General features: G+C 72.3%; 34 protein-coding genes. 18 read left to right on the forward strand and 16 right to left on the reverse strand.

Annotated features, from left to right (window positions below; all coding sequences use genetic code 11):
* Window positions 1–100: 100 nt before the first annotated feature.
* The gene (locus BLW32_RS08280) at window positions 101–334 is read right to left on the reverse strand and encodes a FitA-like ribbon-helix-helix domain-containing protein (RefSeq protein WP_068742699.1); all 234 of its coding nucleotides are present in this window, start codon (window positions 332–334) and stop codon (window positions 101–103) included.
* A gap of 54 nt (window positions 335–388) precedes the next feature.
* A complete protein-coding gene (locus tag BLW32_RS08285) occupies window positions 389–1,039 on the reverse strand; it encodes a GntR family transcriptional regulator (RefSeq protein WP_068742665.1) in 651 nt (216 codons plus the stop codon).
* Between the two features lie 91 nt (window positions 1,040–1,130).
* Between BLW32_RS08285 and BLW32_RS08290 the strand changes: the two genes are divergently transcribed.
* Entirely contained in the window at window positions 1,131–2,378 is a 1,248-nt protein-coding gene (locus BLW32_RS08290) for an MFS transporter (protein WP_068742664.1), read from the forward strand.
* On the opposite strand, the gene BLW32_RS08295 is transcribed toward BLW32_RS08290, so the two are convergent.
* A complete protein-coding gene (locus BLW32_RS08295; RefSeq protein WP_082791534.1) occupies window positions 2,291–3,250 on the reverse strand; it encodes a LysR family transcriptional regulator in 960 nt (319 codons plus the stop codon). The two genes, BLW32_RS08290 and BLW32_RS08295, sit on opposite strands and share 88 nt — an antisense overlap.
* A 70-nt stretch (window positions 3,251–3,320) precedes the next feature.
* On the opposite strand from BLW32_RS08295, the gene BLW32_RS08300 reads away from it, so the two are divergent.
* The 3 genes from BLW32_RS08300 (at window position 3,321) to BLW32_RS08310 (ending at window position 5,619) form a co-directional block, all read left to right on the forward strand.
* Window positions 3,321–3,680, forward strand: a complete 360-nt coding sequence (locus tag BLW32_RS08300) for a nuclear transport factor 2 family protein (RefSeq protein WP_068526489.1) — start codon at window positions 3,321–3,323, stop codon at window positions 3,678–3,680.
* Window positions 3,681–3,712: 32 nt separating this feature from the next.
* Entirely contained in the window at window positions 3,713–4,369 is a 657-nt protein-coding gene (locus BLW32_RS08305) for a TetR/AcrR family transcriptional regulator (RefSeq protein WP_068742663.1), read from the forward strand.
* Window positions 4,370–4,440: 71 nt separating this feature from the next.
* Complete coding sequence (locus BLW32_RS08310) at window positions 4,441–5,619, forward strand: oxygenase MpaB family protein (RefSeq protein ID WP_068526339.1); 1,179 nt, start codon at window positions 4,441–4,443, stop codon at window positions 5,617–5,619.
* Window positions 5,620–5,641: 22 nt separating this feature from the next.
* On the opposite strand, the gene BLW32_RS08315 is transcribed toward BLW32_RS08310, so the two are convergent.
* The 8 genes from BLW32_RS08315 to uraD form a co-directional block, all read right to left on the reverse strand.
* Entirely contained in the window at window positions 5,642–6,772 is a 1,131-nt protein-coding gene (locus BLW32_RS08315; RefSeq protein WP_068742662.1) for a glycerate kinase, read from the reverse strand.
* A gap of 9 nt (window positions 6,773–6,781) precedes the next feature.
* Complete coding sequence (gene gcl / locus BLW32_RS08320) at window positions 6,782–8,602, reverse strand: glyoxylate carboligase (RefSeq protein ID WP_068526341.1); 1,821 nt, start codon at window positions 8,600–8,602, stop codon at window positions 6,782–6,784.
* Between the two features lie 23 nt (window positions 8,603–8,625).
* On the reverse strand, window positions 8,626–9,507 hold the full coding sequence (locus BLW32_RS08325; protein WP_068742661.1) for a 2-hydroxy-3-oxopropionate reductase: 882 nt from the start codon (window positions 9,505–9,507) through the stop codon (window positions 8,626–8,628).
* 42 nt (window positions 9,508–9,549) lie between these two features.
* Window positions 9,550–10,383, reverse strand: a complete 834-nt coding sequence (locus BLW32_RS08330) for a hydroxypyruvate isomerase family protein (protein ID WP_068742660.1) — start codon at window positions 10,381–10,383, stop codon at window positions 9,550–9,552.
* Between the two features lie 348 nt (window positions 10,384–10,731).
* Window positions 10,732–12,105 (reverse strand): nucleobase:cation symporter-2 family protein, encoded by a 1,374-nt coding sequence (locus BLW32_RS08335; protein ID WP_068742659.1) that lies wholly within the window; start codon window positions 12,103–12,105, stop codon window positions 10,732–10,734.
* Window positions 12,106–12,118: 13 nt separating this feature from the next.
* Window positions 12,119–13,024: a factor-independent urate hydroxylase gene (pucL, locus tag BLW32_RS08340; RefSeq protein ID WP_068526345.1), complete on the reverse strand. Its 906-nt coding sequence runs from the start codon at window positions 13,022–13,024 to the stop codon at window positions 12,119–12,121.
* A gap of 5 nt (window positions 13,025–13,029) precedes the next feature.
* Window positions 13,030–13,377, reverse strand: a complete 348-nt coding sequence (uraH, locus tag BLW32_RS08345; protein ID WP_068742658.1) for a hydroxyisourate hydrolase — start codon at window positions 13,375–13,377, stop codon at window positions 13,030–13,032.
* Window positions 13,374–13,895, reverse strand: coding sequence for a 2-oxo-4-hydroxy-4-carboxy-5-ureidoimidazoline decarboxylase (uraD, locus tag BLW32_RS08350; RefSeq protein ID WP_068742657.1), 522 nt, complete (start codon window positions 13,893–13,895; stop codon window positions 13,374–13,376). Before uraD ends, uraH begins: the two co-directional genes overlap by 4 nt.
* Before the next feature lie 113 nt (window positions 13,896–14,008).
* Here uraD and BLW32_RS08355 point away from each other — a divergent pair, with 113 nt between their 5' ends.
* The gene (locus tag BLW32_RS08355) at window positions 14,009–14,251 is read left to right on the forward strand and encodes a thiamine-binding protein (RefSeq protein WP_068742656.1); all 243 of its coding nucleotides are present in this window, start codon (window positions 14,009–14,011) and stop codon (window positions 14,249–14,251) included.
* Window positions 14,244–14,633 (forward strand): helix-turn-helix domain-containing protein, encoded by a 390-nt coding sequence (locus BLW32_RS08360; protein WP_068742655.1) that lies wholly within the window; start codon window positions 14,244–14,246, stop codon window positions 14,631–14,633. Before BLW32_RS08355 ends, BLW32_RS08360 begins: the two co-directional genes overlap by 8 nt.
* On the opposite strand, the gene BLW32_RS08365 is transcribed toward BLW32_RS08360, so the two are convergent.
* On the reverse strand, window positions 14,614–15,159 hold the full coding sequence (locus BLW32_RS08365; protein ID WP_074850446.1) for a TetR/AcrR family transcriptional regulator: 546 nt from the start codon (window positions 15,157–15,159) through the stop codon (window positions 14,614–14,616). The genes BLW32_RS08360 and BLW32_RS08365 overlap by 20 nt on opposite strands.
* A gap of 71 nt (window positions 15,160–15,230) precedes the next feature.
* On the opposite strand from BLW32_RS08365, the gene BLW32_RS08370 reads away from it, so the two are divergent.
* A complete protein-coding gene (locus tag BLW32_RS08370; RefSeq protein WP_074850448.1) occupies window positions 15,231–16,202 on the forward strand; it encodes an alpha/beta fold hydrolase in 972 nt (323 codons plus the stop codon).
* Between the two features lie 9 nt (window positions 16,203–16,211).
* Here the strand turns inward: BLW32_RS08370 and BLW32_RS08375 are convergent, their stop codons facing one another.
* Both BLW32_RS08375 and BLW32_RS08380 read right to left on the reverse strand, forming a co-directional pair.
* Entirely contained in the window at window positions 16,212–16,757 is a 546-nt protein-coding gene (locus BLW32_RS08375) for an isochorismatase family protein (RefSeq protein ID WP_068742652.1), read from the reverse strand.
* Window positions 16,754–18,088 carry a nicotinate phosphoribosyltransferase gene (locus BLW32_RS08380; protein WP_074850450.1) on the reverse strand — a complete coding sequence of 445 codons (1,335 nt, stop codon included), beginning with the start codon at window positions 18,086–18,088 and terminating at the stop codon, window positions 16,754–16,756. The genes BLW32_RS08375 and BLW32_RS08380 overlap by 4 nt, the downstream gene beginning before the upstream one ends.
* Before the next feature lie 18 nt (window positions 18,089–18,106).
* Between BLW32_RS08380 and clpS the strand changes: the two genes are divergently transcribed.
* From clpS to trbK, 11 genes are read left to right on the forward strand one after another with little or no spacing between them, the layout of a single operon-like run.
* Window positions 18,107–18,454 carry an ATP-dependent Clp protease adapter ClpS gene (clpS, locus tag BLW32_RS08385; protein WP_068742651.1) on the forward strand — a complete coding sequence of 116 codons (348 nt, stop codon included), beginning with the start codon at window positions 18,107–18,109 and terminating at the stop codon, window positions 18,452–18,454.
* Window positions 18,455–19,063, forward strand: a complete 609-nt coding sequence (locus BLW32_RS08390) for a DUF2017 domain-containing protein (protein ID WP_068526353.1) — start codon at window positions 18,455–18,457, stop codon at window positions 19,061–19,063.
* 28 nt (window positions 19,064–19,091) lie between these two features.
* Window positions 19,092–19,532, forward strand: a complete 441-nt coding sequence (locus BLW32_RS08395) for a M67 family metallopeptidase (RefSeq protein ID WP_068526354.1) — start codon at window positions 19,092–19,094, stop codon at window positions 19,530–19,532.
* Complete coding sequence (locus BLW32_RS08400) at window positions 19,532–19,804, forward strand: MoaD/ThiS family protein (protein WP_068742650.1); 273 nt, start codon at window positions 19,532–19,534, stop codon at window positions 19,802–19,804. The genes BLW32_RS08395 and BLW32_RS08400 overlap by 1 nt, the downstream gene beginning before the upstream one ends.
* A 7-nt stretch (window positions 19,805–19,811) precedes the next feature.
* On the forward strand, window positions 19,812–20,783 hold the full coding sequence (locus BLW32_RS08405; protein WP_068742649.1) for a PLP-dependent cysteine synthase family protein: 972 nt from the start codon (window positions 19,812–19,814) through the stop codon (window positions 20,781–20,783).
* Between the two features lie 36 nt (window positions 20,784–20,819).
* Window positions 20,820–21,470, forward strand: a complete 651-nt coding sequence (locus BLW32_RS08410; protein WP_068742648.1) for a rhomboid family intramembrane serine protease — start codon at window positions 20,820–20,822, stop codon at window positions 21,468–21,470.
* 28 nt (window positions 21,471–21,498) lie between these two features.
* Window positions 21,499–22,260, forward strand: a complete 762-nt coding sequence (locus BLW32_RS08415) for a cyclic nucleotide-degrading phosphodiesterase (protein ID WP_068526492.1) — start codon at window positions 21,499–21,501, stop codon at window positions 22,258–22,260.
* Window positions 22,261–22,294: 34 nt separating this feature from the next.
* Window positions 22,295–23,077: a ribonuclease PH gene (gene rph, locus BLW32_RS08420; RefSeq protein ID WP_068526358.1), complete on the forward strand. Its 783-nt coding sequence runs from the start codon at window positions 22,295–22,297 to the stop codon at window positions 23,075–23,077.
* Window positions 23,074–23,691, forward strand: a complete 618-nt coding sequence (gene rdgB / locus BLW32_RS08425; RefSeq protein WP_068742647.1) for an RdgB/HAM1 family non-canonical purine NTP pyrophosphatase — start codon at window positions 23,074–23,076, stop codon at window positions 23,689–23,691. Before rph ends, rdgB begins: the two co-directional genes overlap by 4 nt.
* A gap of 27 nt (window positions 23,692–23,718) precedes the next feature.
* The gene (locus tag BLW32_RS08430) at window positions 23,719–24,966 is read left to right on the forward strand and encodes an LCP family protein (protein WP_068742646.1); all 1,248 of its coding nucleotides are present in this window, start codon (window positions 23,719–23,721) and stop codon (window positions 24,964–24,966) included.
* A 58-nt stretch (window positions 24,967–25,024) separates the two neighbouring features.
* The gene (gene trbK / locus BLW32_RS08435) at window positions 25,025–25,306 is read left to right on the forward strand and encodes an entry exclusion lipoprotein TrbK (RefSeq protein ID WP_068742645.1); all 282 of its coding nucleotides are present in this window, start codon (window positions 25,025–25,027) and stop codon (window positions 25,304–25,306) included.
* 65 nt (window positions 25,307–25,371) lie between these two features.
* Here the strand turns inward: trbK and BLW32_RS08440 are convergent, their stop codons facing one another.
* Window positions 25,372–25,728 carry a hemophore-related protein gene (locus BLW32_RS08440; RefSeq protein ID WP_068742644.1) on the reverse strand — a complete coding sequence of 119 codons (357 nt, stop codon included), beginning with the start codon at window positions 25,726–25,728 and terminating at the stop codon, window positions 25,372–25,374.
* A 459-nt stretch (window positions 25,729–26,187) separates the two neighbouring features.
* The gene (locus tag BLW32_RS08445; RefSeq protein ID WP_068742643.1) at window positions 26,188–26,697 is read right to left on the reverse strand and encodes a hypothetical protein; all 510 of its coding nucleotides are present in this window, start codon (window positions 26,695–26,697) and stop codon (window positions 26,188–26,190) included.
* Between the last annotated feature and the right edge of the window lie 89 nt (window positions 26,698–26,786).

Genomic DNA, 26,786 nt, shown 5'->3' on the forward strand with positions numbered 1-26,786 from the left:
GCGGCCCCGGCGCGCTCGCCAGGCGCCGATCCACGGTGACCAGCCGGTTCTCAGCCGTCGCGGAACGCCGCGAACACGACCGATGTGTCGACGGCCTGCATCAGCGGCGATCGGCGTGTAGGTCGTCGAGGATCTCGTCGGTGGTGAACGTCGTGCCGTGCGCGCGGGTAGCGGATCCGACCTCGTTCATGAGCTGTTCGATGGTCGGTTGTTCGGCCCAGCGCGAGATCTCGCCCAGCATGAACTCCTGGAGCGATTGACCCTTCCGCGCAGCGCGGGCCGCGAGGATGTTCCGGGTCTCCTCGGGTACGTTGCGGATCGTGACCGTGGTCATGCCGCTGTTTTGCGGCATTGCAGGCGGAATGCCGATGGTTGATCCGGGCCGCTGCTACAGGTGCGGTCCGCCGGTGCCGTAACTGTCGCGCTGGTGGGCGTCGAGGAGTCGCGTGAACTCGATGGTGTCGCCCGCGACCGCGGCGGCGAGGACCGCGCGGTGGTCGGCGATCGTCTGGTCGGCGTCCCCGATGATCCGGCCCGCGTGATGGGTCAGGGAGAACCGCTGCCGGTCCCGCAGGCGGGCGTAGGTCGCCGACATCAGCTCGTTGTCCGCGAGATCGACGAAGGCGTTGTGGAAGGCCATCGCGGCCTCGGCGAACGCGGGGAAGTCGCCGGCGCGGAGCGCCCGCTCCTGTTCCTCGAGGTTCGGGCGCATGCGTTCGGCGAGGTCCTCGCGCGCCGCCTCGCTCGAGTGGAAGACGCCCGCGGATTCCAGCGCCAGGCGTAGTTGCGCGGATTCCCGGATCTCCCGCGGGGTCAGCCCCTGCACCTGCGCCCCGCGCTGGGCGTAGATGCGCACCCAGCCCTCCTCCTGCAGGCGTGCCAACGCCGCGCGCACCGGGGTGCGGCTCATCGCGAGCTCGCCGGCCAGCGCGTTCTCGCTGAGCATCGCGCCCGGTTCGAGGCCGCCGCCCACGATGGCGTCGCGGATGTGGGCGTGCGCGCGCTCGGCCGCGGTGGGGGCGCCGTCGGCTGTGGGCATGACGCTCCTTCGCTGAGAGATGTCGCGGGACCTCTGGACAGTACCCGGCACAGTGGGATACAACTGGGATACAAGTTGGAAGGACGGGGTCATGAGCGTGGACATCGAGGCCGGGGCCGGATCGTCGCGGACACGGGTGCAGCAGGTGCAGCGGCGCACCCTCGCCGTCGTCATGTTCGCCCAGGTGCTCGGCGGTGCCGGCCTCGCGGCGGGCGTCACCGTCGGCGCCCTGCTCGCGCAGGAGATGCTCGGCTCCGAGGCGCTGTCCGGGCTGCCCGTCGCCGTGTTCACCTTCGGCTCCGCGGGCGCGGCCTACCTCGTGGGACGGATCAGCCAGCGCTCCGGACGCCGCCTCGGCCTCGCGGCGGGCTTCGCCACCGGCGCCGTCGGTGCGGCCGGTGTGGTCCTGGCCGCGGGCATCGGGAGCGTCCCGCTGCTGTTCGCTTCGTTCCTGCTGTACGGAGCCGGGACCGCGACGAACCTCCAGGCGCGGTACGCGGGCACCGATCTCGCGGAGCCCACGCGGCGGGCGACCGCGGTGAGTCTCGCGTTGGTGTCGACGACGCTGGGCGCCGTGGCCGGACCGAACCTCGTGACACCCCTCGGTTCGCTCGCGCGCGGGCTCGGGCTGCCCGCGCTGGCCGGCCCGTTCCTGCTCGCGGGCGTCGCCTTCGCCGCCGCCGGCGCCGTGCTGCTCGTCCTGCTCCGCCCGGACCCGCTCCTGCTGGCCCGCGAGCTCGGCCACGTGCCGGAGGCGGCCGCCGGGGCCGCGCGAGGCGGCGTGCGCCCCGCGGCCTTCCTCGGCGCCGCGGTCATGGTGGTCACGCAGATCGCGATGGTCGCGGTGATGACGATGACGCCCGTCCACATGGCCGCGAACTCCCACGGTCTCGGGGCCGTCGGGATGGTGATCGGCCTCCACATCGCGGGCATGTACCTGCCCTCGCCGATCACCGGCCTGCTGGTCGACCGGATCGGGCGCGTCCCGATGGTGGTGGCCTCGGGCGTCGTTCTCGCCGCCGCGGGACTGGTCTCCGCCCTCGTGCCGGGGGAGTCGCTCGCGGTCAACATCGTCGCGCTGGTGCTGCTCGGCGTCGGCTGGAACATCGGGCTGGTCGCGGGCACCGCCCTCGTCGTCGACGGCACCGATCTGGCCGACCGCGCCCGGGTCCAGGGCAAGGTCGACGTGCTCATCGCCGTCGCCGGCGCCGGCGGGGGTCTCGCCTCGGGGATGGTGGTCTCGGCGTGGACCTACCCCGCGCTGGGCCTCGGCGTCGCGGCCCTCACCGTCGTGGCGCTCGGCGCCGCGCTCGCGCGCTGGCGTCCCGCTGCCGCCTGATCCGCGGCCAGGCGCGCGCGCAGGGTACGGGCCATCGCGCCCGCCGCCGCCGACGGTGCCGCCCGCGTGGCGAGGGAGAGCTCGGTGCGCGCGGACCGGGCGAGCGGCACCGTCGTCACGCCCGGCCGTGCGGCCGCCATCGACGCGGTGAGCACCGCGACGCCCGCCCCGTGGCCGGCCAGCGCGAGCAGTGCCTCGGGGGAGTGCGCCTGCACCGCGGGCTCGACGACGGTCCGCTCGGCCGCGCAGGTGATCTCGAGCGCGGCGCGCACGCCCGTGCCGCGCGGCAGGCACAGCACCGTCGTGCCGGCGAGGTCGGCGCACGTGACCGCCGAGCGCCCGGCCCAGGCGTGGCCGTCGGGGACCACGGCGGTGAGCGGTTCGCGGATCAGTCGGTGGGCGACCAGTGCTGCGGGCAGGGCGCGGGCGTGCGCGACCAGGGCGACGTCCAGGGCGCCGGCCACGAGATCCGAGACGAGGTCCTCGGAATCGCCCTCGACGACGTCGACGGTGACCGCCGGATGCTCGGCCCGGAAGGCGGCGAAGCCCGCGAGGTAGCCCGGGATCGTGCACCCGATGACGGTGCCGAGCCGGACGTGGCCGCGGACGACGCCCGTGAGCTCGTCGGCGACGGTGCGCACGGCGTCCACGGCGGCGAGCGCGGCCCGGGCGTGCGGGAGCAGTTCCGTGCCCTCGGGCGTGAGGGCGACGGTGCGCGCGCCGCGCTCGAACAGGCGGTGGCCGAGTTCGCGCTCGAGCTTGGCGACCTGCGCGGAGACGCCCGACTGCGCGACGTGCAGCGCCTCGGCGGCCGCGGTGAAGGAGCCGCGGTCGGCCACGGCGACGAGGTAGCGGAGCTGGTGCAGTTCCATCACTGCTGATGATAGAACCCATCGGATGCAGCTGTTGGACTTCTGCCATCCGCGGCAGCAGGGTGGAGTCATGACCGAGAACACCACGCCCCGCCGCATCGCTGAGACCTACTTCCGGTGCTGGGAGGCGAAGGACTTCGCGCCCCTGCGCCCGTTCCTCGCCCCCGATTGCACCTTCACCGGCGTCTTCGGCACGGCGCACGGCCCCGACGACTTCCTCCGCGGGCTCGCGGGCATGGCGCAGGCCACCGACTCGCTCGTCGTCCGCACGCGCCTCGCCGACGACCGCGACGTCATCACCTGGTTCGACCTGGGCATGGGCGGAGCGCCGGCGACCGCGGTCGCGAACTGGACCCGCGTCGAGAACGGCCTGATCAGCGAGGTCAACGTCACCTTCGACCCGCGCGAGATCCTCGCCGCCACCTCCTGAGTCCCCGCCGCGACGGGCGATACGCTGGCCCGATGACCCAGACCGAGGGGCGCCGCTACAGCGGCGCGAGCGCCGCCGCCCGGAGAGACGAGCGCCGGGCGCGGTTCCTCGACGCCGCGCTCACCGTCGTCGCCCGCGACGGCGTCGGTGCCGTGAGCGCCCGCTCCCTGTGCGCGGAATCCGGCCTGCACGCCCGGTACTTCCGCGAGGCCTTCGATTCTCCCGATCAGGTGCTGACCGAGGCCTTCGACGCGATGGCGGCGGCGGTCATGGACCGGGTGGCGGCGTCCATCGCGGCCGTGCCGGCGGACGACGCCGACGCCGTGGAGCGCAAGGTGCGCGCGGGTGTGCACGGCTCCCTTGCAGCGATGGACGACGATCCGCGCCGGTCCGCGCTGCTCATGAGCGCCGACGTGCATCCCGGCCTGCGGGACCGGAGGGAGGCGCTGACCGACCTGCTCGCCGCGGCCATGGCGGCCCAGGCGGCGGAGCTGCTCGACGATCCGCCCGACCCCGTGGACGCGCAGCTGTCGGCGCGGCTCATCGCGGTCGGCGGGATGCACCTGGCGATCGCCGCCCGCGCCGGGCGCATCGACGCGTCGCCGCTGCTGGTCGAGGAGATCATGGTCGCCGGCATCCTCAGCAACCGCGACCTGCGCGGCGTGCTCGGGCGGCTGCGGGAGGGGTAGGGCGCCGGGGCGCGGGAGCCGTGGCGCAATTGTGGCTACACGCCGTAGCCAGATTGGGTTACGCTCGGGCCATGACCCTTGCAGCCCCGCGCACCGTCGACACCCCGGCACGCTTCGACCGCGACCCCGAGTGGGCCGCGGGGAGCGTGCGCGTCCTCCGGATCCTGCAGAAGGACCGCCGTCCGTTCACGCCCGCGGAGATCTCCTGGGCGGCCGAGGCGGTGAACCGCGGCGACGAGCTCGGCAACCGGCTCGGCCGCGCGATGATCGACGACCGCGCCTTTTCGATGCGCGACCTGGATGCGGCCCTCGAATCCGGCACTGCGGAGAACCCACTGCTGCGGGAGCTGCTCGCCGCGGTCGGTGGCGATGCGACCCCCTCCTGGGTGGACGTCGCGGCCTGCGAGCGCGGTGCCGCGGTATGCCGGAGGTCCGGGTCCCTGGGGCTCGACGTCCTCGCGACGGCGTCGCTCATGACCGGCTACACGACCTCCGCGACCACGCGCCAGCTCGTCGCGACCGGCCGCCTCGTCGACGGGGTGGACGCCCGGATCCACGAGACGACGCAGTGGTGGTCGGAGATCATCGGTGGTGACGTCCGCCCGCACGGACTCGCCTGGCGATCGGCCGTGAAGGTCCGTGTGATCCACGGTCTCGCCAACACGACCCTGCTGCGGCGCGAGGACTGGGACCGCGCGGAGTGGGGCGTTCCGATCAACCAGTCCGACCAGCTCGGCACGCTCGGGCTGTTCTCCACGACGTTCCTGGTCGGGCTCCGCGCGCTGGGCATGCCGGTGTCCGCGGCCGAGGGGCGCGACGTGATGGCGCTGTGGCGGTACGTCGGCTGGCTGCTCGGCATCGACGAGCACGTCCTGCCGGCGACCGAGGGGGAGGGGCGGCGCCGCATGGTGCAGATCGGCCAGTACACCCCCGGCCCCGACGCGGATTCCGCCGTGCTCGGGCGGGCGCTCTACGGCAACTGGGGCCGGCACCGGTACCCGGTCGCGCAGGGGCTGCGACGGGGCTTCTACCAGCGGTATCTCGGCAGCCTGGAGGGCGTCTTCGCGGGCCCGCAGGGGCTGCGCGACCTGGGGCTGCCCGCGGCGCTGCCCTGGGCCGTTCCCGTCGCGTGGGCGAACCACCTGCCGGCGCAGGTGGCGGCCCGGCTGTCGCCCGCCGCCCGGCGCTGGGCGACGGTCCGCGGCGAGCGGCAGATCGCGACCTGGTTGCGCCGCAACAGCCCGAGCTGACCGCACGGGGCGCGGACGCGGGTCAGCCCAGCCGGCCGGCCGCGCCCCCGGCGATGGACCGGCCGATCCGCCGCAACAGCTCGGCCGCGTTCGCCATGGAGCGGGCGGGGTCGGGCTCGATCTCGGACAGCGCCAGTGCGCGCCGGAAGCCGGCGGCGTGGATCTGCTCGGCGGTGAGCACACTGCGCCCCGCTACGGCGATGACGGGCACCCCGGCCGCGCGGGCGGCGGACGCGACGCCCACCGGCGCCTTCCCGTGCAACGACTGCTCATCGAGCGATCCCTCGCCCGTGATCACGAGGTCCGCCGCCGCGACCTTGCCGCCGAAATCGGCCAGCTCGAGCACGATGTCGACGCCGGGCCGCGCCACCGCGCCGAGCACCGCCATCGCGCCGAAGCCCGTGCCGCCGGCCGCGCCGGCGCCGGGAACGTCCCGCAGGTCTGTGCCCGTCGCCTCCGCGAGCACGTCGGCCCAGGTGCGCAGGGCACCGTCGAGCAGGGTGACCTGCGAGGGGGAGGCGCCCTTCTGCGGGCCGTAGACGGCGGCGGCGCCGTCGGGACCGAGCAGTGGGTTGTCGACGTCGCAGGCGAGCGTGAAGCGCGCGGCGCGGGCCTCGGGAAGGAGGCCCGAGAGGTCGACGCGCGCGGCCTGCAGCAGTGCGGTGCCGCCCGGTCGGACGTGCTCGCCCGCGCGGTCGGTGACCGTCACGCCGAGGGCCTGCAGCATGCCGGCGCCGCCGTCCGTCGAGGCGCTGCCGCCCAGGCCCAGCACGATGTCCTGCGCACCGTGTACGAGCGCGTGCCGGATCACCGTGCCGAGCCCGAACGTGGTGGCGCCGAGCGCGTCCGGCTCACCGCCGGGCAGGAGTTCCAGGCCGACGGCCGAGGCGAGTTCGACCACGGCCGTCGGGCCGCCGCGGGCGTACGACGTGATGTGCGGGACTCCGGTCGGGCCGGTCGTCTCCACCGCCACGCGTTCCCACCCGGCGGCCACGGCGGCGTCGACGGTGCCGTCCCCGCCGTCCGCGATGGGGGCGCGCACGCACACCCAGTCCGGCGCGACGTCGGCTATGCCGCGGGCGAGCGCGTCGGCGACGCCCGCCGCGGACAGCGAGCCCTTGAACTTGTCGGGCGAGAGCAGCACCGTCGTCACGTCGCCCTCCTAGTCGAGCAGCAGGAGGGCGGTGGGCGCGTCGGTGCCGACGGTCGCGAGATCCTCGAACTCGGCGACGTTGTCGAGCTCGGTGCCCATCGCGATGTTGGTGACCCGCTCCAGGAAGATCTCGACGACCACGGGCACCTTGTGCTCCCGGGCCATCTCCTGCGCCCGGGTGAGCGTCGCGGCGATCTCCGCAGGATCGGTCACGCGCACCGCCTTGCAACCCAGGCCCTCGGCGACCTTGACGTGGTCGACGCCGTAGCCCTTGGGGGCCAGGGGCATCGGGTCCGTGCCGTTCGTGCTGTGGGCGTCGTCGACATCGGCGTTGATGTTGTCGAATCCCAGCTGGACCTGGAAGTCCATGTCGAAGGCGCGCTGCGCCTGCCGGATCAGGCCCAGGTAGGAGTTGTTCACCACCACATGGACGTAGGGCAGGTTGAACTGCGCCGCGACCGCCAGTTCCTCGATCATGAACTGGAAATCGTAGTCGCCCGACAGTGCCACCACATCGGTTCCGGGCACGGCCTTGACCACGCCGAGCGCCGCGGGGATCGTCCAGCCGAGCGGGCCGGCCTGCCCGCAGTTGATCCAGTGCCGCGGCTGGAAGACGTGCAGGAACTGCCCGCCCGCGATCTGCGAGAGCCCGATCGTGCTCACGTACCGGGTGTCGCGGCCGAACGCCTTGTTCATCTCCTCGTAGACGCGCTGCGGCTTGATCGGCACGTCGTCGAAGTGCGTGCGGCGCTGCATGGTCCGCTTGCGATCGGCGCAGGACTCGACCCACGCCGAGCGGTCGGCGAGGGCGCCGGCGGCGCGCCGCTCGCGCGCGACCTCCACCAACTGCGCCAGCGCGGCCCCGGCGTCGGAGACGATGCTGTAGTCCGGCGGGAAGACCCGGCCGATCTGGGTGGGGTCGATGTCCACGTGGACGAACGTCCGGCCCGCGCGGTAGGTGTCCAGTCCGCCGGTGTGGCGGTTCGCCCACCGGTTGCCGATGCCCAGCACGAAGTCCGAGGCCAGCATCGTCGCGTTGCCGTAGCGGTGCGCGGTCTGCAGGCCCACCATGCCCGCGGCGAGGCGGTGGTCGTCGGGGATCGTGCCCCAGCCCATGAGGGTCGGGATCACCGGCACGTCCAGCAGCTCGGCCAGCTCGACCAGCTGCGCGGAGGCGTCGGCGTTGATGATGCCGCCGCCCGCCACGATGAGCGGGCGCTCCGCGGCGGCCAGCATGTCCAGCGCCTTCTCGGCCTGCGCGCGGGTCGCGGCGGGCTTGTGCACGGGCAGCGGGGTGTAGGTGTCCGGGTCGAACTCGATCTCGGCGAGCTGCACGTCGATGGGCAGATCGATGAGGACGGGACCGGGCCGACCCGAACGCATGAGGTGGAAGGCCTGCGCGAAGACGCCGGGCACCTGCGCCGGCTCCAGCACGGTGACGGCCATCTTGGTGACGGGTTTCGCGATGGACGCGATGTCGACCGCCTGGAAGTCCTCCTTGTGCAGGCGCGCGACGGGCGCCTGGCCGGTGATGGCGAGGATCGGGATGGAATCGGCCATGGCCGAGTACAACCCGGTCACCATGTCGGTGCCGGCGGGGCCGGACGTGCCGATGCAGACGCCGATGTTGCCGGCCGCGGCGCGGGTGTAGCCCTCCGCCATGTGCGAGGCGCCCTCGACGTGCCGGGCCAGCACGTGGCCGATCCCGCCGTGCGCGCGCATCGCGGCGTAGAAGGGGTTGATGGCGGCGCCGGGCACGCCGAACGCCTGGGTGGCGCCCTCGAGTTCCATGATCTTGACCGCTGCCTCGGCGGCACGCATACGAGCCATGTCAGTTCTCCAATGTCTTCGGGTTAGGAGGTGCGGCCCGACAGGCGCTCGACGCCGCGCAGCAGCGCGGAGTGGTCGAGCGCGCCGTCGCCGTTGGCGCGGGCGGAGGCCATGAGCTGGGCGACGAGGCCGCCGAGCGGTGCGACGACGCCGGCCTCGCGGGCGGCGGCGGTGACGATGCCGAGGTCCTTGTGGTGCAGCTCGATCCGGAAGCCGGGCTCGAACTCGCGGTCCAGCATCTTCTGCGCCTTCTGGTTGAGGACGGCCGAGCCCGCGAGCCCGCCGCCGAGAACCTGGACGGCGGCGGCGGTGTCCACGCCGTAGGCCTCGAGGAAGACGATCGCCTCGGCCAGGAGCTGGATGTTGCCGGCGACGATGAGCTGGTTGGCGGCCTTGACGGTCTGCCCGGAGCCGTTGGGGCCCACGTGCACGATGGTCTTGCCGACCACGTCCAGCACCGGCTTCGCTGCCGCGAAGTCCTCGGGGGTGCCGCCCACCATGATCGACAGCGCGGCGCCTATCGCGCCGGCCTCGCCGCCCGAGACGGGGGCGTCGACGAGACGGAAGCCCCGCTCGGCGGCCTGCCGCGCGAGGTCGGTTGTGACGTCGGGCCGGATGCTGGAGAAGTCGATGATCAGCGCACCCGCGGGGGCGTGGTCGAAGACGCCGCCCTCGCCGGCGAGGACGGCCTGCACGTCGGGGGAGTCCGGCACCATCACGGCGATGACCTCGGCGTCGGCGACCGCGTCGGCGATCGAGGCGGCGGCCCGGCCGCCCGCGTCGACGAGGGGCTTGGCCCGCTCGGGGGTGCGGTTGAAGCCGGCGACCGTGTGGCCGGCGTTCGCGAGGTGCACGGCCATGGGGCTGCCCATGATGCCGAGTCCGATGAAGGCGATGTTCGTCATGAGATTCCTTGTCGGGGTGGTCGGTCGGGTCTGATGGCCGGCTCAGGAGGCGGCGACGCGGGCGCCGCGCCGATCGCGGGGGAGCCAGGCGAACGGGTCGTCCTGGGTCTGCTTGTACTCCAGCCCGATCGGGCCGCGGTAGCCCACGCGCTCGAGGTGGGTCAGGTGGCCGTCGAGGTCGAGCGCGCCGGTGCCGGGCTCGCCGCGGCCGGGGTCGTCGGCGATCTGGACGTGGCCGATCCGGTCCGCGTGGGCGTCGATCGCCGCGGCGACGTCGTCGCCGTTGACGTGCAGGTGGTAGAGGTCGGCGAGCAGGCGCAGGGAGTCGACGCCGGACTGGTCCCGGACCCGGTCGATGACGGTCACCGCGTCGGCGGCGGTGAGCAGCGGGTAGCGCGGGGCGCCGCTGACCGGCTCGATCAGGACGACGGCGTCGATCCGTGCTGCCGCGCGGCCGGCGGCGGCGAGGTTCTCGGCGGCGACGGCGTCCTGCTCGGCCGGGTCGACACCGTCGATCCGGTTGCCGTACAGCGCGTTGAAGGCGGGGGTGCCGAGGCGCTCGCCGATGCCGACGACGACGTCGATGTTGTCGCGGAACTCGGAGATGCGGGCCGGGTCGGAGAGGATGCCGCGCTCGCCGCCGGGCATGTCGCCGGCGAAGAAGTTGAGGCCCGTGAGCTGCACGCCCGCGTCCTCGATCGCCGTGGCGAAGGCGTCGGCCTGGCGATCGCTCGGCACCGCGGTGGCGAAGGGCCACCAGAACTCGACCGCCTCGAAGCCCGCGTCGCGGACCACGCGGGGGCGCTCGAAGATCGGGGTGTCGGCCAGCAGGATCGAGCAGTTGACCGTGTACTTGGCGGGGGTGTCGGCGTTCATGGGGGCTCCTTCGTCGGGGCGGAGGTACGGGCGGTGCAGGGTCTGGCGAGGTCCGATACGACCTGCGAGCTTTCACCTGTCGGAAAGATCATTTCCGCACAATGGAATTGTGGCATGTGATGACGGTCACGTCAACCCCGCCGGGTGGTGTCGGGCCGGCCGGCTTCTGCCAGGGGACGCGGCGTTCAGTGGGGGACCGGCCGGCTTCTGCTGGGGGATTCGGCGCCGCGCGGGGGACGGCCGGTCCCCCACCGAACGAGCGGCTCGCCGTGGGGGAGCGACTGTCGGGTGGGGGATTCGGCGTGCGGTGAGGGACGGGGAGCGCGCGAGGACGGTGCCCGTCGGTCGTCAGTCGTCCTTCGGGACCGGATTGCCGCGTTCGTCGGGTGCGGCGGCGAACACCGAGACGTCCGGTCGGTTGCCCGCCGTGATCTCGTTGAACAGGAAGTTCAGGACGACCGCCACCACCGCGGCGGCGCTGATCCCGGAGTGCATCACGGTGCCGACCGCGGTCGGGAAGGCGTGCCAGAAGTCCGGTGCGGCCACGGGGATCATGCCCATGCCGAGCGAGACGGCGACGATCACCATGTTGAGATTGCCGTCGAAGTTCACGCGGGAGAGCGTCTTGATGCCGCTGGCCGCCACGGAGCCGAACAGCACCAGGCCGGCGCCGCCGAGCACGGGGTAGGGGATCGCCGCGATCACCCGGCCCACGACGGGCAGCAGGCCGAGGAACGCGAGGATGCCGCCGCCCATCGCCACCACGTACCGACTCTTGATCCCGGTGAGCGCCACCAGGCCCACGTTCTGCGCGAAGGCGCTGCACGGGAAGGCGCTGAACGCGGGGGCCACCGCGGTCGAGAGCATGTCGGCCCGCAGGCCGTTCGCGACGCGCTTCGAGTCGACGGGGGTTCCGACGATCTCGCCGATGGCGAGGATGTCGGCCGTGGTCTCCGTCATGATCACCAGGATCACGATCGTCATCGAGATGATGGCGCCGATCTGGAACGTCGGGCTGCCGAAGTGCATGATCGGCGGCAGCGAGAAGATCGGTCCGTCGCCGACCTTCGAGAAGTCGAGCTTGCCCATGAAGGCCGCGATGACGGTGCCGACGACGATGCCGATGAGGATCGACAGCCGGGAGATCGCACCCTGGAACAGTCGGCTGATCACCAGGATGATCAGCACCGTCGCGCCGGCCAGCCCGATGTTGGCCATCGAGCCGTAGTCGGCGGCCTTGGCGTTGCCGCCCTGCGCCCAGTTGAAGGTCACGGGGAGGAGCGAGAGGCCGATCACCGTGATGATCGTGCCCGTCACCACCGGCGGGAAGTACCGCACCAGCTTCGCGAACACCGAACTCAGCACGAGGCCGATCAGGCCGGCCACGATGATCGCGCCGAAGATCGGCCGCACGCCGCCGTCCTGCGCGATGGCGGTCATCGTCGAGACGCTGGCGAACGAGAGGCCCTGCACGATGGGCAGGCGCGCGCCGAGCGGGCCGATGCCGATCGTCTGCAGGATCGTGGCGAGGCCGCTGACGAACAGGCCCGCGGTGACGAGCAGGCTCATGTCCGTGGCGGAGAGGCCCGCGGCGCCGCCCACGATGAGCGGGGGCGCGATGACGCCGCCGTACATGGTGAGGATGTGCTGGAGGCCGTAGACGAAGGTCTTGCCCAGGGGGAGGCGTTCGTCCTCGGGGCGTACCTCGGTGGCTGTGGTCATGGCCGCGCCCCGCCTAGCAGAATCCGGGGACGCCGTGCCACGCCGAGCCGGCGTCGGACGCGTCGTCGCGCACCACGCTCGCCTCGATCAGGCCGTACGGGCGGTCCGCCGCGATGAACACCTCGCCGGGGTTCTCGGTGCCGAAGGGGGAGAGGTCCACCAGGAAGTGATGCTTGTTCGGGGCCGAGAACTTGATCTCCGCGACCTCGGGGTGCTGCTCGAGCACCGATTGGCCCATGCCGTACAGGGTCTGCTGCAGCGCCTTGCTGTGGATCTCGGCGAAGCGCTGGAGCAGGATCGCGCGGATCGAGTCGTACGACTTGTCCCAGTCCACGTCCGTGTGGTCGTAGCGCCACTTGGCCACGAGCGACGTCGCGAGGATCCGGTCGTCGGTCTCCTGCAGCGTCGTGTACTTGTCCTTGAGGAAGCCGTGGAACTCCGAGCCCGTGGACTTGAGCAGCGTCAAGTCGTGGATGCCGGAGACGACGTGGGCGCGGCGGTCGGCACCGCGGCCGTCGACGTTGACGACGGTCGACCGCACGCCGCCGCCGGAGCGGACGAAGGCGTGGTCGTGGCCGGCGCCGTCGACCTGGATGCGGTCCCAGGGGTACTCGTGCACCTCGATGCGGGCGCCGTCGGCCTTGGGGGTCGAATCGATGAAGTGTCCGCCGAGCGTGAGGGCGTAGTCCTCGATCGCGCCGATGCCCTTCTCCTTGGCGAAGGCGAACGCGGTGTTCTTCTGGGTGTCGGTGGGCAGCACCGCGGCCTGATCGCCGCTGATGTGCGCGTCGGTGAAGTCGCCGCGGAGCGCCGACGACACGTTGAGGTCGCGAATCGTGTGCCGGGCGGTGTCGCGGTAGATCCGCACCACGCGGTTCTCCGCCTTGCCGTACTGGTTGGGGCCCAAGTGGATTGCCATGGTGGTCAGCTTCCTTTGTAGGTGGAGTAGTGGAACGGGCTGAGGAGGAGCGGGACGTGGTGGTGCGGAACGGCGCCGTCGACCGCGACCAGGCGGACGGTGATCGCGACCTCGGGGAAGAAGTTCTCCTGGCCGGTGGCCGTCGAATAGCTCGCAGTGTCGAAGGTCAGGCGGTAGACACCGGCGGCCAGGTCGTCGGGGCCGAGGTCGCGGATCCGGCCGTCGTCGTCGGTGACGCCGCTGCCCACCGGTTCGACGGTGCCGTCCGGCCCGATCCGGTCCATCCGGATCGGCACCCCGGCGGCGGGGACCCCGCGCGCGGTGTCGAGGACGTGTGTGGTGACGGTGCTCATGACTGCCTCTCTGCGAGTTCGTCTTCCAGTTCCAGTACCCGGGCGAGGCGGCGCAGCGCGATGCCGCGGAGCTCGCGGGCCACCTCGGCGGCCTCGGCGTCCGGCGCGTTCTCGAGCCGCCGGTGCAGCTCGGCGAGGACCGTGGCCGCGTCCAGGCCGGCGGCGTTGATGAGGAAGACGCGGTCGAAGCGCTCCTCGTAGGCGGCGTTGCCGGCGAGGAGGGCCGCCTGCGTCTCGGCGTCCGTCGCCACGCCGGACTGCTCCTTGCGGGACCAGGCCGCCTCGGCGGAGGCGCCCGCGGCGCGCTCGCCGATCCGCGGATGCGCCGCGAGGGCGCGGTTCACGTCGGCCGGGGTGAACGCCAGCGCCGCGGTGCCGGCCGCGCGGAGGGCGTCCGAGGCGTCGGCGTACGGCCGTCCGGCGAGCACCGCATCGCTCCACGAGCGCACATCGCAGCACGCGAGTAGAGTCGCCCGGATATCGGCCTCAGGTGCCGAGTTGAAGTCTTCGAGGTCCATCTGACCTGCCTTCTTTCGGTCTGCGGAAGAAGTTTTCCACTAATCGAAGAATGACATGTGATCTGAGTCACGTCAACAGTTTGTTGAAAATTCGTCCGGGCTACGATGCGGACATGCGTCTCACCGCGGAATTCACCAGCGAGCCCTTCGAGGGCGAGGGGGCGGTGCCCTCGCACGCCGAGCGCGCCGTCGAGGTGCTCCGCGCCCGTGGGCTCGACCACGACTTCGGGCCGCTGGGCACCTCCGTGGACGGCGAGGCGGAGGCGGTGCTCGACGCCCTCCGCGCGGCGCTGGCCGGGGCCTTCGCCGGCGGCGCCACCCGGGTCACGGTGCAGATCGATCGCGCCGATGGCTGAGTCGGCGCCGGGTTCGGGCCTCGACCATCCGCTGGTCGAGGCGGTTCGCGCGCTCGTCGCCCGCCTGGACGCGGAGATCGTGACGCCGGACGCGCTGCGCCGCGGCGACGTGCCGCTGGAGTGGGACGGGGAGACCGTTGCGGGCGTGCGCCTGCCCGTCGCCGATGCGCCCGCGGGCGATCTGGATTCGCTGCTCGCGAGTGTCGCCGACGAGCTGGGCGCGCCGTTGAGCGAGCTCGGCCGCGCCGAGAAGCAGCGTGCGGTGCGCCTGCTGGAGGAACGCGGGGCGTTCACCTACCGCAAGTCGGCCGAGGCGGTCGCGGAGGCGCTCGGGGTCACCCGGTTCACGGTCTACAACTACCTCAACCGGGTCCGGGGCTGACGCCGGCGAGCTCGCGCACCTCGGCCTCGGCCTCGTCGGCGGTGAGGACGCCGACCAGCGCGCGGTAGGCGAGCCCGTCCGCGGCGGCGAGGAGGGTGCGGGCGCGGGCGCGATCCCCGTCGAGCAGCTCCGTCGCGAGATCCTCGGAGCCGCGCAGCGTCTCGTCGACGATCGCACGGAGGCCGGGGTCGGTGACGGCCTCGGCGAGGTACGCGTACCAGACCTTCGCGCCGAGACGCTGGGCCCCGTCGCGCGGGATCGCGTGCGTGAGGAGCATCAGCAGGGCCTCGTGGGGGTCCTCCGGGACGGGATGGGCCTGCTCCGCCAGCGCCAGGTAGGACGTCAGCGCGTGCCGGACGATCGCGTCGCGGGTGGGGAAGTAGTGCTGGACGCGGCCCATCGAGATGCCGCCGCGCGCCGCGATCGCGCGCAGCGTCACGGCGGCGACGCCCTGCTCGGCGATGATCGCCCACACGACGCGGTCGATCTCCGCGCGACGTTCCTCGTGATCCACCTGTTTCGGCACCCGTCGATAATAGCAATGCGGGTGCATTGAAACATTGATACAATGCGAATGCATTGCGAAGGAGGTGTGCCATGGGACGACGGATGCGCCGCGTCGCCGCGATCGGACTCGCCGCGGCGGCGGTGCTCGCCGGTGTCGGCGCGTACCTGGTGCGCGACCCGAGCCCCGTCGGGTACTGGCGGTCGGCCGCCGCGCGCGCCGCGTACCTGGAGCGGTACGACCGCGCCTTCCGCGACCTTCCGGCCCCGGCCGAGACCCGCGACGTGCGGACCGGATTCGGCGTCGTCCGGGCCTACCGGTTTGGCGCTCCCCGGCCGGGCGAGGCGCCGGTCCTCCTGGTGCCGGGCCGGTCGTCCGGCGTGCCGATGTGGGCGGACGTGCTGGCGCGCCTGGGGGATCGGGAGGTCTACGCCGTCGATGCGCTCGGCGACGCGGGGATGAGTGTGCAGGACCGGCCGCTGGCCGGCGCCGAGGATCAGGCGGCCTGGCTGGTGGAGGCGATGACGGCGCTCGGGCTGGGGCGGGTGCATCTCGTCGGGCACTCCTTCGGCGCGTGGAGCGCGGCGAATCTCGCGACGCGGCACCCCGACCGGGTCGCGACGCTGACGCTGTGGGAGCCGATCCTCGTCCTCGCCGGGCTGCGGTGGCAGATGTACGTCGCGACGCTGCCGTCGGCGCTGCCCTTCCTGCCCGAGTCGTGGCGGCGCAAGGGGCTCGCGTCCATCGGCGGCGCCGCCGAGGCCGATACCGCGAACAGCCCGATCGGCGCCATGATCGACGCGGGGGCGGCGGGGTACCGCGCCGCGCTCCCGACGCCCGCGCAGCCCGACGACGCCGCGCTCGCCCGGCTGACCATGCCCGTCTTCGTCGGCCTCGGCGGCCGGAGCGCCGTCACGGACACCACCGCCGCCGCGGAGCGGGCCCGCGCCCTCCCGAACGCGACGGTCCGCGTCTGGCCCGACGGGACGCACTCGCTGCCGATGGAACACCCCGACGAGCTGCTCGCCGAGCTCTCGGCGCTGATCGCGCGACGACCCGGTTGAGCGTGCGGCTCAGGCCACCGTGACCCCGGCGGCGGCGAACTCCGCCAGCGCGGCGCGCGTCGACTCCTCGGCGACGCCGGCGGTGTAGTCCGCGAGCACGCGGACCGTCAGGCCCGCGGCGAGGGCGTCGAGCGCCGTGGCGCGCACGCAGTAGTCGGTGGCGATGCCCACCACGTCGACCGACGAGACGTGGTGCGCCGCGAGCCATTCCGCGAGCGCGGCGCCGTCGGCGTCGTGCGCCTCGAAGCCCGAGTACGCCGCCGAGTAGGCGCCCTTGCTGAACACCGGCACCCGCAGCGGCAGCCGCAGGTTCGGGTGGAACTCGGCGCCGCCGGTGCGCGCCCGGCAGTGCACAGGCCAGGAGTCGACGAAGTCGGGCGTGGCCGAGAAATGCGCGCCGGGGTCGATGTGCCAGTCGCGGGTCGCGACGATCACGGGGTAGGACTCCAGCAGGTCGTCGTGGATGCGGCGCGCCACCTGGGCGCCGCCGGTGACCGCCAGCGATCCGCCCTCGCAGAAGTCGTTCTGCACGTCGACGACGATCAGTGCGGTCATCGCTTCTCCTCCAACCGGGTCGGGATCGCCGGCTCGCCGTTCGACAGGCCCAGACCCTCCCACGGCAGCGTCACCAGCGCGTCGCGCAGGTGCGCCCGCGCGTCCTCGAGCCCCGGCAGGCCCTCGACCTGCTCGCCGCCCCGCACCAGCGGGATCTGCAACGGCGTCGCGGTGAGGTGCGCGGGCACCGTCGGGGTCGCCCCGGGCCGGTGCAGAAGCTCCTCGACGATGGTGCCGGTGCTCCGTGCGAGCCGCACGGCGCGCTTCTCGCCGCCCTGGGTCTCCTTGTGCGAGCTGCGCTTCGCGACCGGCAGCCCGTCGACCTCGACGAGCTTGTAGACCATCCCGGCGGTGGGCGCCCCCGAACCGGTGACGAGTGAGGTGCCCACGCCGTAGACGTCGATCGGCTCCGCGCGCAGCGCGCCGATGGCGTACTCGTCGAGGTCGCCCGAGACCACGATCTTCGTCCTCGTCGCGCCCAGGTCGTCGAGCTGCGTGCGGACCTGGCGGGTGATGATGCCGAGGTCGCCCGAGTCGATCCGCACGCCGCCGAGCTCCGGGCCGGCGGCGCGGACGGCGCGGTTCACGCCCTCGGTGATGTCGTAGGTGTCCACCAGCAACGTCGTGCCGGGGCCCTGCGCCGCGACCTGCGCCGCGAAGGCCGCCTCCTCGTCGGGACCGTCCGGGCCGGTGTGCAGGAGGGTGAAGGCGTGCGCCGCGGTGCCGCCCGACGGGACGCCGTACGTCCGGGCGGCCTCCATGTTCGACGTGGTCGCGAAGCCGGCGAGGTAGGCGGCGCGGGCCGACGCGACGGCGGCGCGCTCGTGCGTGCGCCGCGACCCCATCTCGATGAGCGGGCGCCCCGCGGCGGCGGAGACCATGCGCGCGGCGGCGGAGGCGATCGCGCTGTCGTGGTTGAGGATCGAGAGGATCAGGGTCTCCAGGATCACGCCCTCGGCGAAGGTCGCGCGCACCGTCAGCAGCGGGGAACCCGGGAAGTACAGCTCGCCCTCGCGGTAGCCGTCGATCTCGCCCGTGAACCGGTAGTCCCTGAGCCAGGCCACGGTCTCGGGGTCCAGGAAGCGCTCGACGACGGCGAGTTCGGCGGGCCCGAAGCGGAAGCGGCGGAGCTCGTCGAGCACCCGCGAGGTGCCCGCCACCACGCCGTACCGGCGGCCGGCGGGCAGGCGTCGCGCGAAGACCTCGAAGACGCACGGACGGTGCGCCGTGCCGTCCTTCAGCGCCGCGGCCAGCATGGTCAGCTCGTACTGATCCGTGAGCAGGGCGGAGCTGCGCCAGGAGGCGTCGGCCCCGTTTTCATCTACCGTCACACTGGGTACCCTAGAACCATGACCGACAGCAGCGCAGCGGCCCCGGGAAGTGCCGGGGGTCCGGGCGGAGGTTCCACTGCTGCCCAGCCCGGTACGTCCGCGGTCCTCGAGCGCAAGACCGACGATGCGATCGACAAGCCCTGGGTCACCGTCGTCTGGGACGATCCGGTGAACCTCATGTCGTACGTGACCTTCGTGCTGCGGAAGCTGTTCGGCTTCAGCACGGCCAAAGCCAAGGAACTGATGATGCAGGTGCACACCGAGGGGAAGGCCGTGGTCTCCACGGGCGACCGCGACAAGGTGGAGGCCGATGTCCGCAAGCTGCATGCGGCCGGCCTGTGGGCGACGATGCAGCGAGACGACTGAGTGCGTAACTGGCAGGTCAAACGAGGCGTGCGCGGCGATGTCCGCTTCGTCTCGAAGATGGATCCGGAGGAGGTCGGCCTCGTCCGGTCCCTCGTCGGCTCCCTGGTCGAACTCTTCGACGAGCGGGAGGACTCCGCCCCGCACGACGACCTCGCCGAGCTCACGGGCCTGCGCACCGGCCACGCCGAGCCGCCGCCGGAGACCGTGCTGCAGCGCCTGTTGCCCGACTTCTACCGCCCCGACGCGAACGCCCCGGGCGCGACCGAGGCACCGTCGGGCGAGCTCGCGCGCGACCTCAACGGCGCGCTCCGGTCCCTCAACGAACCCGAGGTGATCGACGCCAAGCGCGATGCGGCGCAGACCGTGCTCGCCACGCTGCCCGAGCGGGCCGGCACCGTCACCCTCACCGAGTCCGAGGCTCAGGACTGGCTGACCTGCATCAACGACCTGCGGCTCGCGCTCGGCACGCTGCTCGGCATCACCGCCGACCTGCCCGACGGGCCGTCGTCGGAGGATCCGGCGAGGGCCGGGCACGTCGACGTCTACCACTGGCTGTCGGCGATGCTGGACGTGCTGGTCTCGGTGATGCTCGACCGCGAGCCGGAATAGGCCGCGCCCGGGCGCGGTTGCACGGCACATGACCGAGCCGGGCCCCGAGGGAGGGTTGACGATCAGGCGTGACCTGGTCGAGCAGATGATCGCGCACGCGCGCCGCGACCACCCCGACGAGGCGTGCGGCGTCATCGCCGGGCCCGAGGGCTCGGATCGTCCCGAGCGCTTCATCGAGATGCTCAACGCCGAGCGCTCGCCCACGTTCTACCGCTTCGACTCCGCCGAGCAGCTCCGCGTCTGGCGCGGCATGGACGACGCCGACGAGGAGCCGGTGGTGATCTACCACTCGCACACGGCCACCGAGGCCTACCCGTCGCGCACCGACGTGAAGTTCGCCTCCGAGCCGAACGCGCACTACGTCCTGATCTCCACCCGCGACGAGCTCGGCCCCGACGCCGAGGTCCGCAGCTTCGCCATCGTCGATGGCGTGATCACCGAAGAGCCCGTCCACATCCTGGAGGATTGATGTCCGTCACCGTCTCCATCCCGACGATCCTGCGCCCGCTGACCGGCGATCAGAAGCGCGTCCCCGCCGAGGGCGCGACGCTCGGCGCCGTCATCGACGACCTCGAGACCCGCCACGCGGGGATCCGGGACCGGCTCATCGCCGACGGGGCGCTGCACCGGTTCGTCAACGTCTACGTCGACGACGAGGACGTGCGGTTCACGGGTGGCCTCGAGACCCCCGTCGCCGACGGCGGCACCGTGACGGTGTTGCCGGCGGTGGCCGGCGGATAGGCGCACAGTGGCCAGGTTCGACTCGCTGCTCGACTCGCTCGGCGGGACGCCGCTGGTCGGGTTGCCGCGCCTGTCGCCCCGCTGGGAGGGGGCCGACGGTGCGCCGCCCGTGCGCCTGTGGGCCAAGCTCGAGGACCGCAACCCGACGGGGTCGATCAAGGACCGCCCGGCCCTGCGGATGATCACGGAGGCCGAGGCCGACGGCCGGCTACGGCCGGGGGACACCATCCTCGAGCCCACGTCCGGCAACACCGGCATCAGCCTCGCCATGGCCGCGAAGCTCAAGGGCTACCGGCTGGTGTGCGTCATGCCCGAGAACACCTCCGCCGAGCGGCGCCAGCTGCTCACGATGTACGGCGCCGAGATCATCTCCAGCCCCGCCGCGGGCGGCTCCAACCGCGCCGTCGCCGAGGCGAAGAAGCTCGCCGCCGAGCACCCCGACTGGGTGATGCTCTACCAGTACGGCAACCCGGCGAACGCCCGTGCGCACTACACCGGCACCGGCCCGGAGCTGCTGGCCGACCTGCCCGAGATCACGCACTTCGTCGCCGGTCTGGGCACCACGGGCACGCTCATGGGGACCGGCCGCTACCTGCGCGAACACGTCCCGGGCGTGCAGATCGTCGCCGCGGAGCCGCGGTACGGCGAGCTGGTCTACGGACTCCGCAACCTCGACGAGGGCTTCGTCCCCGAGCTCTACGACGAGGCCGTCCTCACCCGCCGGTTCTCGGTGGGCTCGTACGACGCGGTGCGACGGATGCGCCAGCTCATCGACGACGAGGGGATCTTCGCCGGCGTCTCCACCGGCGGGGTGCTGCACGCCGCGCTCGGGGTCGCGAACAAGGCACTGGCCGCGGGGGAGCGGGCGGACGTGGCCTTCGTCGTCGCCGATGCGGGATGGAAGTATCTGTCGACCGGCGCGTACGACGGTACGTTGGAAGATGCGGAGGAGGCCCTCGACGGCCAGCTCTGGGCGTGAGTTCGGCACCGCCTCCGCTCGCGCGAGGAGGTCGCCATGACGGTTCCCATCAAGGACGAGCGCTCGGCCCTGCGGCGGGTCGCCGGGAGCACGGCCGGACGGTCCGCGATCGTCGTCGCCGTCTTCATCGCCGCGCTGTGGGGGATCGAGGTCGTCGACGCCGTCGCCGGCAACTCCCTGGACCAGTGGGGCATCCACCCGCGCGTGGGTTCTGACGCGGTGCGCGGGATCGCCGCCGCCCCGCTGCTGCACGGCGGTTGGGAGCACCTGGCGGCCAACAGCGTTCCCGCGCTGATCCTCGGCTTCCTCGGCCTGATCGCCGGCGCCGGGCGGTTCCTGCTCGCGACCGCGATCATCTGGCTGGTCTCCGGCGTCGGCGTCTGGCTCACCGGCGGCACGAACACGGTGGTGATCGGGCTGTCCGGAGTTCTGTTCGGCTGGATGACATACCTGGCACTACGCGGGTTGTTCACCCGCAAGCCGCTCGACATCATCGTCGGCGTGACGCTGATGGTGCTGTACGGCGGCATGCTGTGGGGCGTTCTGCCCGGTCAGCCCGGCGTCTCGTGGCAGGCGCACCTGTGGGGCGCCGTGGGCGGGGTGCTCGCGGCGGTGCTGCTGGGGCGCCGCGCCCGCACCGAGTCCGGACCTGGCAATTCGCGTGAGGTCGGCGCGATTGCCTCGTGAGGATCGCGGATCTGGCAGCATGTGCTTCATGCGTCTCACCATCCTCGGGTGTTCCGGCAGCGTCGGCGGTCCTCGGGCGGCCTGCTCGGGATACCTCTTGGAGGTGGACGGGCACGATCCGGTCGTCATGGATTTCGGTCCCGGGGTGCTCGGGGAGTTGCAACAGCGAGTGGACCCCAACACCGTCACGGTGATGCTCTCGCACCTGCACGCCGACCACTGCCTCGACGTGCCGTCGCTGCTCGTCTGGCGCCGCTACCACCCCGAGCCCGCGGTCGGCCGGGCCCGCCTGATGGGGCCCGCGGACACTCCGGAGCGGTTGGGGCGCGCCTCGGCCGAGACGGCGGCGATGCTCGACGACATCTCCGACACGTTCGACTTCTCCGCGTGGGAGGAGGGCGAGGACCACGCCGTCGGTGGGTTCACCGTGCGTCCCTTCCGCATGTTCCACCCGCCGGAGTCGCACGGCCTGCGGATCACCGCACCCAGCGGAAAGGTGCTCGCCTACACCGGCGACACCGGCGTGTGCGACAACCTCGTCGAGCTCGCCCGCGGCGCCGACGTGATGCTCGCCGAGGCCAGCTGGACGCACGACCCCGCGAACCGCCCGCTCGGCGTACACCTCTCGGGCGTCGAGGCCGGCCAGGCCGCCGCCGATGCGGGGGTCGGGCGGCTGCTGCTCACTCACATCCCGCCGTGGACCTCCCGCGAGGCGGTGCTCGCCGAGGCCCGCTCCGTCTACGACGGTCCGGTCCACGCGGTCACGGGCGGCGACGTCTTCGAGCTGTAGCGCCGCCGCAACCGGGAGGCGATAGGCTGGGCGCGTGAGCAGACGCGCAGACGGCAGGGCCGACGACGAACTCCGCCCCGTGACCATCACCCGGGGATTCACGCAGAACCCCGCGGGCTCGGTGCTGGTGGAGTTCGGCAACACCAAGGTGCTGTGCACCGCGAGCGTCGAGCTTGGGGTGCCCGGGTGGCGCCGCGGCTCCGGCCAGGGCTGGCTGACCGCCGAGTACTCGATGCTGCCCGGCGCCACGCACGAGCGCAGCCGCCGCGAGTCCACCAAGGGCAAGGTCGGCGGCCGCACCCACGAGATCTCCCGCCTCATCGGCCGGTCGCTGCGCGCGTGCATCGACCTCGCGGCCCTGGGCGAGAACACCATCGCCCTCGACTGCGACGTGCTGCAGGCCGACGGCGGCACCCGCACGGCGTCGATCACCGGCGCCTACGTCGCGCTGTGCGACGCCGTCACCTACCTCGGCGCCGCGGGCAAACTGACCGACCCGCAGCCCATCTCGTGCGCCATCGCCGCCGTCTCGGTGGGCGTGGTCGACGGCCGGGTCCGGCTCGACCTGCCGTACGAGGAGGATTCCCGCGCCGAGGTCGACATGAACGTCGTCGCCACCGACACCGGCACGCTCGTCGAGGTGCAGGGCACCGGCGAGGGCGCCACCTTCGCCCGGACGACGCTCGACTGGATGCTCGACTCCGCGATCGCCGGCACCGAGAAGCTCTTCGCCGTGCAGAAGGAGGCGCTCGCGGCGCCGTACCCCGGCGTGCTGCCGGAGTTCGAGGGCGAACAGAAGAAGAAGTTCGGGCAGTGACCGTGCGGCTCCTCCTCGCCTCCCGGAACGCGAAGAAGCTCCGCGAACTGCGGCAGGTCGTCGCGGACGCGGGCATCGTCGGCCTGGAGGTCGTCGGGCTCGACGAGGTCGCGGACTTCGAGGAGTTGCCGGAGGACGCACCGTCGTTCGAGGGCAACGCGCTGATCAAGGCGCGGCAGGGCTTCGAGCGGACCGGACTGCCGTGTCTCGCGGACGATTCCGGGATCTGCGTCGACGCGCTGAACGGCATGCCCGGAGTGCTGTCGGCGCGGTGGTCCGGCCGCCACGGCGACGATCCGGCGAACACCGCGCTCCTGCTCGCGCAGATCTCCGACACCCCGGACGAGCGGCGCGGCGCGGAGTTCGTCTCGGCCTGCGCGCTCGTGGACGGCAGCGGCGAGCTGACGGTGCGCGGCACCTGGCCGGGCACCGTCCTGCGGGAGGCCCGCGGGGAGGGCGGATTCGGTTACGACCCCGTCTTCCTGCCGGAGGGCTCGGACCGCACCGCCGCCGAGCTCACGGCGGAGGAGAAGAACGCGATCAGCCACCGCGCGCGGGCGCTCGCCCAGCTGGTGGAACCGTTGCGGGCGCTCGCGGCGCGCGTCCCCGAATAGGGGCGGTCCGCGCGGTAATGTCGCCGCGTGAAGCGCAGACCGTCGGGAGCGCGGGGTGGCCGCGTGGCCATCGCGCTGTTGTCCGCCGTCGTGCTCGCCGTCACCGGAACCGTCTGGTGGAGCACCAATCTGGTGATCGGGGGCTTCAACGTCTCCCGCGCGCTCGCCGAGGCGAAGGTCGCGAAGTCCACGGGCGGCGCGAAGAACATCCTGCTGATGGGCCTGGACACCCGTCGGGACCAGAACGGCGACCCGCTGCCGGCGGACGTGCTGGAGCAGCTGCACGCCGGTACCAGTGACAACGGTGGCTACAACACCAACACCCTGATCCTCCTGCACGTGCCCGCGGACGGGAAGAAGGTGACCGCCTTCTCGATCCCGCGCGACGACTACGTGACCTTCGTCGGCGTGGAGTCGAAGAAGAAGGGGAAGATCAAGGAGGCCTACGGCACCCGGAAGGCCGAGGTCGAGGACCAGCTGGCCGCGACGGGCGTCTCCGACCGGAAGGAACTCGAGAGCAAGGCGCGCGAGTCGGCGCGCGCGGCCACCATCGCCACCGTCGGGCGGCTCGTGGGCGTCCCCATCGACCACTTCGCGGAGGTCAGCCTCGTCGGCTTCTACGACCTCGCGCAGACCCTGGGCGGCGTCGAGGTGTGCCTCAACAACCCCGTGCGCGACAGCTACTCCGGCGCCGCGTTCCCCGCCGGGCGGCAGAAGCTGAACGCCGCGCAGTCCCTGGCCTTCGTCCGGCAGCGGCACGGTCTCGCCGACGGCGACCTCGACCGCACGCACCGGCAGCAGGCCTTCATCGCCGGCGTGATGGTGCAGCTGCAGAAGCAGGGCGTCTTCGGCGACGTCCGCAAGCTGCAGTCGCTGATCGCGGTGGCGCAGAAGGACGTCGTCGTCTCCGACGGCTGGGACCTGCAGGAGTTCGCGCAGCAGGCCGGGCAGATCGCGGGTACCAATCTGACCTTCACCACGCTGCCCGTGCTCGGGTACGACATGATCGACCAGCAGGCCGTGAACCTGGTGGACCCGAAGGCCGTTCGCGCGCAGGTCCAGAAAGCGTTCGGGCAGTCCGTTCCCGAACCGGACGACGCCGACGAGTCCTCGGACGGCGCGGACGGCTCCGGCGCGACGCCGGCGCCGAAACCCGTGGGCTTCACCGCGCCCCGCGCGCCGGGCACGACGACGGTGCCGACGACCGCCGCCGCGGGGCCCGTTCCGGACGCCGGTACCACGCTGCGCGGCGGCGAGATCCCCTGCGTCGATTGACCCGGCCGGCGCATGGGTAGGGTTCGTCCAGTCCCGTCATCCAGCCGGAAGGTGCCCCATGTCGAAGCCCACGAACGGAATCCGCCTCGGTGCGGCCGTGCTCGCCGTCGCCGCGCTCACGCTGACGGGCTGCACGAAGCAGGGCGGCGACACCACCTGCGAGAACTACCAGAAGATGTCCGACGCGGACCAGCGCGAGCAGGTCACGAAGCTGTACAAGGACAAGCACGGCGACGAGCCCTCCGCGCTGGTGATCACGGGCCTGCAGCAGCAGGCGGTCGTCTACTGCAAGACGGCCGGCAAGCCGGATTCGAAGATCAAGGAGATCCCGATCTCCTGATGCCCGCACTCGCGGCGAAGGCGCCGACCCGGGGGAGTCGGCGCCTTCGGTGCTGCGAGGGGCGATCAGTACTGCGAACAGGTCGACGCCACGACGCCGATCGTCTGGTTGATCTTCCCCTGATTCTGGGTGTAGTAGGCCGCGAGCTGCGGGTTCTGTCGGCCGAGCTCGTGGATCCGGGCGGTGCGCTCGGCGGGCGGCAGGGTCAGGATCCGTTCGGCCTCGGCGCGGCCGCCGGGGACCTGGTTCACCATCGTCGCCGCCTCGGGCGCGACGGCGACCAGCGCGCGTTCGACCTGGGCCACGGTGCAGTTCGTCCCGGGGACGGGGTCGGACGGTGCCGCTTGGGCCATGGCGGCGGGTGCCAGGGCGAGGGCGCCGGCGGCGCCGGCGGTCGCGGCGATCTTCCACTTGGTGAGCATGGTGTTCTCCCTTCGTCGTCGCTCGGTGGCCGCCGGTGGGCGGTCCGAGCCACTCCGTCGAACGTAGCGTCGCGAATCTGAGCTCCGGCGAAGAGATTTCACAGGCATTCACAGACGACGGAGCCCCCGCCGCGGGAAAACCCGGTGCCGCCTGGAGTTTCCTTCATGAGAATCGGCGAGGGGATCGCTCGGAACGGCATCCCCCGTCGTCCTTTCTCCGCCGGTGATTGGCGGGAGGTGTGATATCCGCGGGCGGAGATAGGTGCCGCGCCGGGCGGTGAGGCGTGGGCCCGTCTCGGCGGCGCGGCGGTGAGCGCCGATGCCTGGTAGACAGGGGAGATGACGGACGAGCACGGAACTGCGCCGAAACGCAGACGCAGATGGCCGTGGATCGCCGGAGGGCTGCTCGCCGTGCTGCTGATGTGGAGCATGAGCTGACCGACTGCGCTCCTTGCGCAGCTAGAGCAGGGCGTGGGTGGCCGTTGCGGCCCCGGCGATGACGAGGGGGAGCCCGAACATCGCGGCCAGCCCCTTCCGACTCAGTTGCTCGCGGACGTGGAACAGGTAGTCGCCCCCACCCCCGGCCTCCTCGGTCCCGCGGACGACGATCCAGGACGGCCGCCACCAGCACAGGACGATCCAGTCGACGATCACCAGGTCGATCAGGCAGAACGCGACCAGCGTGGCGAAGGCCATTCCGTAGGCCTGGGCGAAGCCCGAGGCGTGTGTGCCGGCGATCCAGGTCAAGGTGGCGACGAACGTCGCCGCGAGGAGCGAGACGAGGAAGACGGTGGCGAGCACCGTTCCCCGTCGCCGCTCGGCAGGCGTGAACTCGGGCATGAGGGCACGTACGTCGTCGGGGTAGTCGTCCGCGAGTGCGGCCTGACCGAACGCGGCGCACGCGAACAACGCGATGGTCGGGACGAGCAGCAGGGGGAGCGCGACGGCCGCGACGTGGGTAAGAAACATAGGTAAACCTTACCTATGTGGCGATCTGACGCGTGCGCGAAGAAGTCGAGGTGGTCGAGCGCCTGGCTCATTCTTTGCCGAAGCGAAGC

The organism is Tsukamurella tyrosinosolvens (assembly GCF_900104775.1).
GTDB classification, from domain to species: Bacteria; Actinomycetota; Actinomycetes; order Mycobacteriales; family Mycobacteriaceae; genus Tsukamurella; species Tsukamurella tyrosinosolvens.